Origin of the sequence: Billgrantia endophytica (assembly GCF_002879615.1) — a bacterium.
GTDB classification, from domain to species: domain Bacteria; phylum Pseudomonadota; class Gammaproteobacteria; order Pseudomonadales; family Halomonadaceae; genus Halomonas; species Halomonas endophytica.
The window spans coordinates 126,402-132,888 of the sequence record NZ_PNRF01000007.1; the positions used below are offsets into that span (position 1 = coordinate 126,402).

The 6,487-nt window shown below is 66.0% G+C and carries 6 protein-coding genes; all 6 read left to right on the forward strand.

Annotated features, from left to right (window positions below; all coding sequences use genetic code 11):
• The first annotated feature begins 1 nt into the window (after position 1).
• A complete protein-coding gene (locus C1H69_RS02535) occupies positions 2-1,222 on the forward strand; it encodes a cytochrome D1 domain-containing protein (RefSeq protein WP_102651840.1) in 1,221 nt (406 codons plus the stop codon).
• Between the two features lie 113 nt (positions 1,223-1,335).
• Entirely contained in the window at positions 1,336-2,331 is a 996-nt protein-coding gene (gene ubiU, locus C1H69_RS02540; RefSeq protein ID WP_102651841.1) for a ubiquinone anaerobic biosynthesis protein UbiU, read from the forward strand.
• An 8-nt stretch (positions 2,332-2,339) separates the two neighbouring features.
• On the forward strand, positions 2,340-3,257 hold the full coding sequence (locus C1H69_RS02545; RefSeq protein WP_240609784.1) for a U32 family peptidase: 918 nt from the start codon (positions 2,340-2,342) through the stop codon (positions 3,255-3,257).
• Between the two features lie 350 nt (positions 3,258-3,607).
• Positions 3,608-5,392, forward strand: a complete 1,785-nt coding sequence (locus tag C1H69_RS02550) for a ribonucleoside triphosphate reductase (RefSeq protein ID WP_102651842.1) — start codon at positions 3,608-3,610, stop codon at positions 5,390-5,392.
• Positions 5,393-5,430: 38 nt separating this feature from the next.
• Positions 5,431-5,592 carry an anaerobic ribonucleoside-triphosphate reductase gene (gene nrdD / locus C1H69_RS24345; RefSeq protein ID WP_102651843.1) on the forward strand — a complete coding sequence of 54 codons (162 nt, stop codon included), beginning with the start codon at positions 5,431-5,433 and terminating at the stop codon, positions 5,590-5,592.
• A 61-nt stretch (positions 5,593-5,653) separates the two neighbouring features.
• Positions 5,654-6,412 carry an anaerobic ribonucleoside-triphosphate reductase activating protein gene (locus C1H69_RS02560; RefSeq protein WP_240609785.1) on the forward strand — a complete coding sequence of 253 codons (759 nt, stop codon included), beginning with the start codon at positions 5,654-5,656 and terminating at the stop codon, positions 6,410-6,412.
• Positions 6,413-6,487 lie beyond the last annotated feature (75 nt).

Consider the following 6,487-nt stretch of genomic DNA (forward strand, 5'->3'; position numbering starts at 1 on the left):
AATGCTTCCATTCACTCCGATCAAGACGCTGCTCGCCGCCAGTGCCATTGTCCTGCTGGTGAGCGGTCAGGCCCCCGCCGAACCGGTATCCGACGACCGGCTCGAACTACGCGGCACCGGCGACCTCGGCGTGGTCATCGAGCGTGCCACCGGCAGCGTGGCGCTGGTCGATACCACCCGCAAGACGGTGCTGCGCCATGTCGAAGGCTTCGGCGACCTCTCCCACGCCTCGGTGAAGTTCACCCGCGATGCGCGCCATGCCTTCGTCTTCGGCCGCGACGGCGGTCTCACCCGCCTCGACCTGCTCACCGGCGAGATCGACGGCCGCATCATCCAGTCCGGCAACAGCATTGGCGGCGCCATCTCCCAGGATGGCCGCTTCGTGGCGGTGGGCAACTACGAGCCGGGCGGTGTAAAGGTCTTCGATACCGAGACCATGGAACTGGTGATCGACGTACCGGCCACCTATGAGAAGCCGGACGGTACCACCGGCCAGGCCAAGGTGGTGGGCGTGGTGGATGTGCCCGGAAACGTCTTCGTCTTCAGCCTGTTCGAAGCCGGCGAGATCTGGACCCTGGACATGTCCACGGAGGAGCCGGAGCTGACGAAATACCGCGACATAGGCAGCATGCCCTACGACGCCCTGATCACCCCCAACGGCCGCTTCTATATCGCCGGCCTGTTCGGCGAGGACGGCATGGCCCTGCTCGACCTGTGGCACCCCGAGCAAGGCGTGCAGCGCATCCTGCCCGACTACGGCCGTGGCGAGGAGCGCCTGCCGGTCTACAAGATGCCGCATCTGGAGGGCTGGGCCATGGCCGGCGACCAGACCTTCTTCCCGGCCGTGGGCCGCAACGAGGTGCTGGTGGCCAATACCCGCGACTGGTCGCTGATCGATCGCATCGAGGTGCACGGCCAGCCGATCTTCGTGATGAGCCGCCCCGACGAGCGGCAGGTATGGGTCACCTTCGCCCACCCCCTCAACGACAAGGTGCAGGTCATCGATACCGGAACCCTGGAGGTAATCGAGACCCTGTCGCCCGGCGAATCGATCCTGCACAAGGAGTTCACCCCGCGCGGCGAACACATCTGGATCTCGGCCCGCGACAGCGGCTGGGTCACCGTCTATGACACCCGTACCTTCGAACAGCTTGCGCGTCTTCCGGCGGAATCGCCCAGCGGCATCTTCTTTACCAGCCGCGCCCATCGCATCGGGCTGTGAGCACGTAAGCCAACCGGAGTGGGTGATCAAACTGCCTCTGCCATGACCCGCATCAAAAGACATGACACGGTAGTCGACTAGCATGGTCGGGTTTTCATCGCGAGGAGAACGACATGGAGCTCGTCTGCCCGGCCGGCAACCTGCCCGCCCTGAAGCGGGCCGTGGATGAGGGCGCCGATGCGGTCTATTTCGGCTTCCAGAATTCCACCAACGCGCGCCAGTTCGCCGGCCTGAACTTTACCGACAAGCGCGCCCGCGAGGGTATCGACTATGCCCACGCTCGCGGCAAGCGGGTCTTCTGCGCCATCAACACCTATCCTCAGCCGGATGGCTGGTCCCAGTGGACCCGCGCCGTGGACCAGGCCGCCGAGCTGGGCGTCGATGCCCTGATCATGGCCGACATGGGCCTGCTCGACTATGCCGCCCGGCACCATCCGGCGCTGGCTCGCCACCTCTCGGTGCAGGGCTCGGCCACCAGCCACGAGGCACTGCGCTTCTACCACGACCATTTCGGCATCAAGCGGGCCGTGCTGCCGCGGGTACTCTCCATCACCCAGGTACGGGACCTGGCGAAACAGAGCCCGGTGGAGCTCGAGGTCTTCGCCTTCGGCAGCCTGTGCATCATGGCCGAGGGGCGCTGCTATCTCTCTTCCTACCTCACCGGCGAATCGCCCAATACCCGCGGGGTCTGCTCTCCGGCGGCCCACGTGCGCTGGGAAGAGACGCCCGAAGGGCTGGAGTCACGTCTCAACGGCGTGCTCATCGACCGCTATGCCGAGGGCGAACGGGCCGGCTACCCGACCCTGTGCAAGGGGCGCTTCGAGGTGGGTGGCGAGACCTATCACGCCATCGAGGAACCCACCAGCCTCAACACCCTGGAACTCTTGCCGGAACTGCGTGAACTGGGCATCAGCGCGGTGAAGATCGAGGGTCGCCAGCGCAGCCCCGCCTACGTATCAAAGGTGGCCGGCATCTGGCGTCAGGCGCTGGACCGCCTGGAGCGCTCGCCGCAGCGCTTCCACCCCGACCCCGCCTGGATGGCCGGCCTCGGCGAAGTCTCCGAGGGCGCCACCACCACCCTGGGCGCCTACGAGCGCCGCTGGAAATAGGAGGCCCCATGCCAACCCCTGACATGCTTCAGCTGTCGCTGGGCCCGGTGCTCTTCTACTGGACCCGCCAGCGCTACGCCGACTTCTACCGCGACGCCGCCGACTGGCCGGTGGAGATCGTCACCCTGGGCGAGACGGTCTGCTCCCGGCGCCGCGACATGAAGCTCGGCGACTGGCTGGGCATCGGCCGCGAGCTGGCCGAAGGCGGCAAGCAGGTGGTGCTGTCGAGCCAGACCCTGATCGAATCGGAGGCCGACCTGCGCGACCTGCGCAAGCTCTGCGACAACGGCGAATTCCTGGTCGAGGCCAACGACCAGAGCGCCCTGCAGTGCCTCTCGGCTGCCGGCCTGCCCTTCGTCGCCGGCGCCGCGCTGAACCTCTACAACCCCGCCTCCATCGGGGTCATGGCCCGCGCCGGCATGCAGCGCTGGCACGCGCCGGTAGAGATGTCGCGGGTCGATCTCTCCCGGCTGCTCGACGACTGCCGTGCCGAAGGCCTCGAGGCACCCTGCGAGGTGTTCGCCTACGGCCACCTGCCGCTGGCCTGGTCGTCGCGCTGCTTCACCGCCCGGCGTCACCAGAAACCCAAGGACCGCTGCCAGTTCGTCTGCCAGAAGCACCCCGAGGGCCTGGCGCTACGCTCCCAGGAATCCCGCGAGGTATTCACCCTCAACGGCATCCAGACCCTCTCCGGCGCCTGCCAGGACCTGCGCCATGAGGTCGCCGACATGGCCGCCATGGGGATCGCGGTGGCCCGTCTGAGTCCGCGCAGCGAAGGCATGGCAGATATCGTCACCGCCTTCGATGCGGCCCGCCGCGGCGAGCTGGCACCGCCCGGCCCGCTGTCGCTGGTCGAAGCGGATATCTGCGACGGTTATTGGCATGGTCGCCCTGGCATGGACAACACCCGGCTGCCTGCCGGCTGAGCCGCCAGAACCGCAGCCACTCCTTCACCGAGTCCTGTTTCCAACAGGGCCAAGTGAGGCGCCGGGGCAGGTCGAAGAGGAGGTCATTTGCCATGGGTGAGGAGCATTGATCCGAACGGGTTGGCCATGGATGGCCAGCACCGGTCCTGCAAGCGGAGCAGGATGCGAGAGCGCAGCAGGGCAAATGTAGCGCCCATGGATGGGTTTACAGCGCCTCCTCGCAGACCTGGTGACGGCGCGGCCAGGCGGAAAAGCCAACGACAAGCGCTACCGATTATCTCAATAGGTCTTTTTCTGACCTGGATCATTTTCTCCCGCCGCCGGAGGCACTAGCCTTCCAGACACTAGATATGGTGTCTATCCAAAGAAATATTGGCATATATAGGGAGATGACGGTGAGCACCCCCACCAGCAGCCAGGCCGTCAAACGCCAGGTCGACGTCGCCTCGACGGTCAATGAGTATCTCGAACGTGCCGACTGGCGCGTGCACGCCAACGCCAACCAGGGCTACTCCCTGGGCGGGTTGATCCTCAACATCTCGGGCAAGCTGATCGCCAACTACTGGCTCGACGAGGTCTACCCCGCCGCCGTTGGCGAGGCCCACCGGGAGGGCGACCTGCATATCCACGACCTGGACATGCTGTGCGGCTACTGCGCCGGCTGGTCGCTGCGCACGCTATTGATCGAGGGGTTCAACGGCGTGCCGGGCCGTGCCGAAAGCGAACCACCCCGGCATCTCTCCAGCGCCCTGGGCCAGATGGTCAATTTCCTCGGTACCCTGCAGAACGAGTGGGCCGGCGCCCAGGCCTTCAGCTCCTTCGACACCTACCTGGCACCCTATGTGCGCAAGGACGGGCTGGACTACGGCCAGGTCAGGCAGGCGATCCAGGAGTTCATCTACAACCTCAACGTACCCTCGCGCTGGGGCAGCCAGACCCCCTTCACCAACCTCACCTTCGACTGGGTCTGCCCCGAGGACCTGCGCCAGCAGGTACCGATCATCGGCGGCGAGGAGCAGCCCTTCGCCTACGGCGAGCTGCAGGCCGAGATGGGCCTGATCAATCGCGCCTATCTGGAGGTGATGGAAGCCGGCGATCGCCAGGGGCGGGTCTTCACCTTCCCGATTCCCACCTACAACATCACCCACGACTTCGACTGGGAGAGCGACAACGCCGAGCGGCTCTTCGCGCTGACCGCCAAGTATGGCCTGCCCTACTTCCAGAACTTTCTCAACTCGGACCTGGAACCGCACATGGTGCGCTCCATGTGCTGCCGGCTGCAGCTCGACCTCAGCGAACTGCTCAAGCGCGGCAACGGCCTGTTCGGCAGCGCCGAGCAGACCGGCTCGCTAGGGGTGGTGACGCTCAACTGCGCTCGACTTGGCTACCGCTTCGCCGGCGACCGCGCGGGCCTGATCAGTGAGCTGGACCGGCTGCTGGCGCTGGGACGCGACAGCCTGGAACTCAAGCGCGAGCGCATCCAGCAGTGGATGGATAACGGCCTCTACCCCTATACCCAGCGCTATCTGGGCACCCTGCGCAATCACTTCTCGACCCTGGGCGTGAACGGGCTCAACGAGATGGTGCGCAACTTCAGCGAGGACCGCTACGACATCGCCGACCCGGAAGGACAGCAGCTGGCACTGGAGATACTCGACCACGTGCGCGAGCGGATGCAGGAGTATCAGGAACAGACCGGCCATCTCTACAACCTGGAAGCCACCCCGGCGGAAGGCACGACCTACCGCTTCGCCAGGGCGGACCAGGCACGCTTCCCCGCCATCCTGCAGGCCGGCAACCCGGAAGCCCCCTATTACACCAACTCCAGCCAGTTGCCGGTGGGGCACACCGACGATCCCTTCGAGGCATTGATCCACCAGGACCCGCTGCAGACCCGCTACACCGGCGGTACCGTACTGCACCTCTACATGCGCGAGAAGCTCTCCAGTCCCGAGGCCTGCCGCAAGCTGGTGCGTACCGCCCTGTCGCGCTTCCGGCTGCCTTACATCACCGTCACGCCGACCTTCTCGATCTGCCCGGTGCACGGCTACCTGGCCGGCGAACACGAGTTCTGCCCAGTGTGCGACGAAGCACTGCTGGCAAGACACGCTTCAGTGGCCGACACCACGGCCTGAAGCACATCCCCCGAACCGACATCCACGAGGAGCATCACATGAGCCACGCACAATACGCCTCTCTGCCCACCGAGAAGCGCCAGCGCTGCGAAGTCTGGACCCGAGTGATGGGCTATCACCGCCCGGTCAGCCAGTTCAATATCGGCAAGCGTGCCGAACATGGCGAGCGCCGCCATTTCCGTGAGGGCGTCGGCCTCTAGCCCCTGTCATCCACACCAGCGTGCCGGGGAGCTCACAGCTACCCGGCACAGGCCATTCGCCATGTCCGATATCGCCATACTGTCCGCTCCCCGCCCCCTCGACCCACCCGGCATGATCCGCCTGCCGGTCGCCGGGCTGACGCCCATGACCACCCTGGACTACCCGGAGCACCTGGCCTGCGTGGTATTCCTGCAGGGCTGCCCGCTGCGCTGTGGCTATTGCCACAACCCGCAGATGGTCGACCCCCGCCGCGGCGAGCCGCATGAGTGGCAGGACGTGCGCGAATTCCTGGCCAGTCGCCGCGGCCTGCTGGAAGCGGTGGTGTTCAGCGGCGGCGAGCCGACGCTGCACGGCGGCCTGCCGGCCGCCATCGGCGAGACGAAGGCAATGGGCTTCAAGGTGGGGCTCCACACCGCCGGCCCCTACCCGGAGCGGCTGGCCCGGCTGCTGCCGATGCTGGACTGGGTGGGGTTGGATGTGAAAGGGCGCGGGCGCGACTTCGACCGAATCTGCGGGCGACCGGGAATCTGGCAGCGCCATGGCCGGAGCCTGGTGGCATTACTGGACAGCGGCCTCGACTTCGAGTGCCGCACCACCGTCCACTGGAAGGATTTTTTTGCCATCGACGACGTGGAGCACCTGGCACTGACGCTCGCCGACTGCGGCGTGCGCCACTACGCCCTGCAGGTGGCCCGCACCGAGCAGTGCATGGACCCCGACTACTGCCAGCCGGTGGACAACGCCCCGCCCCTCTCGATGCTCGCCGCCCTGGTCAAGCGGCTGAGGCCGCACTTCGAGCGGTTGGAGCTGCGCCATTGAGCCCTTGGCTTTGTACGAAAAGTCGACGAGCGATGGCCAGACAAGGCAAAAATCGGCGACAAATCAGCAGGAAAG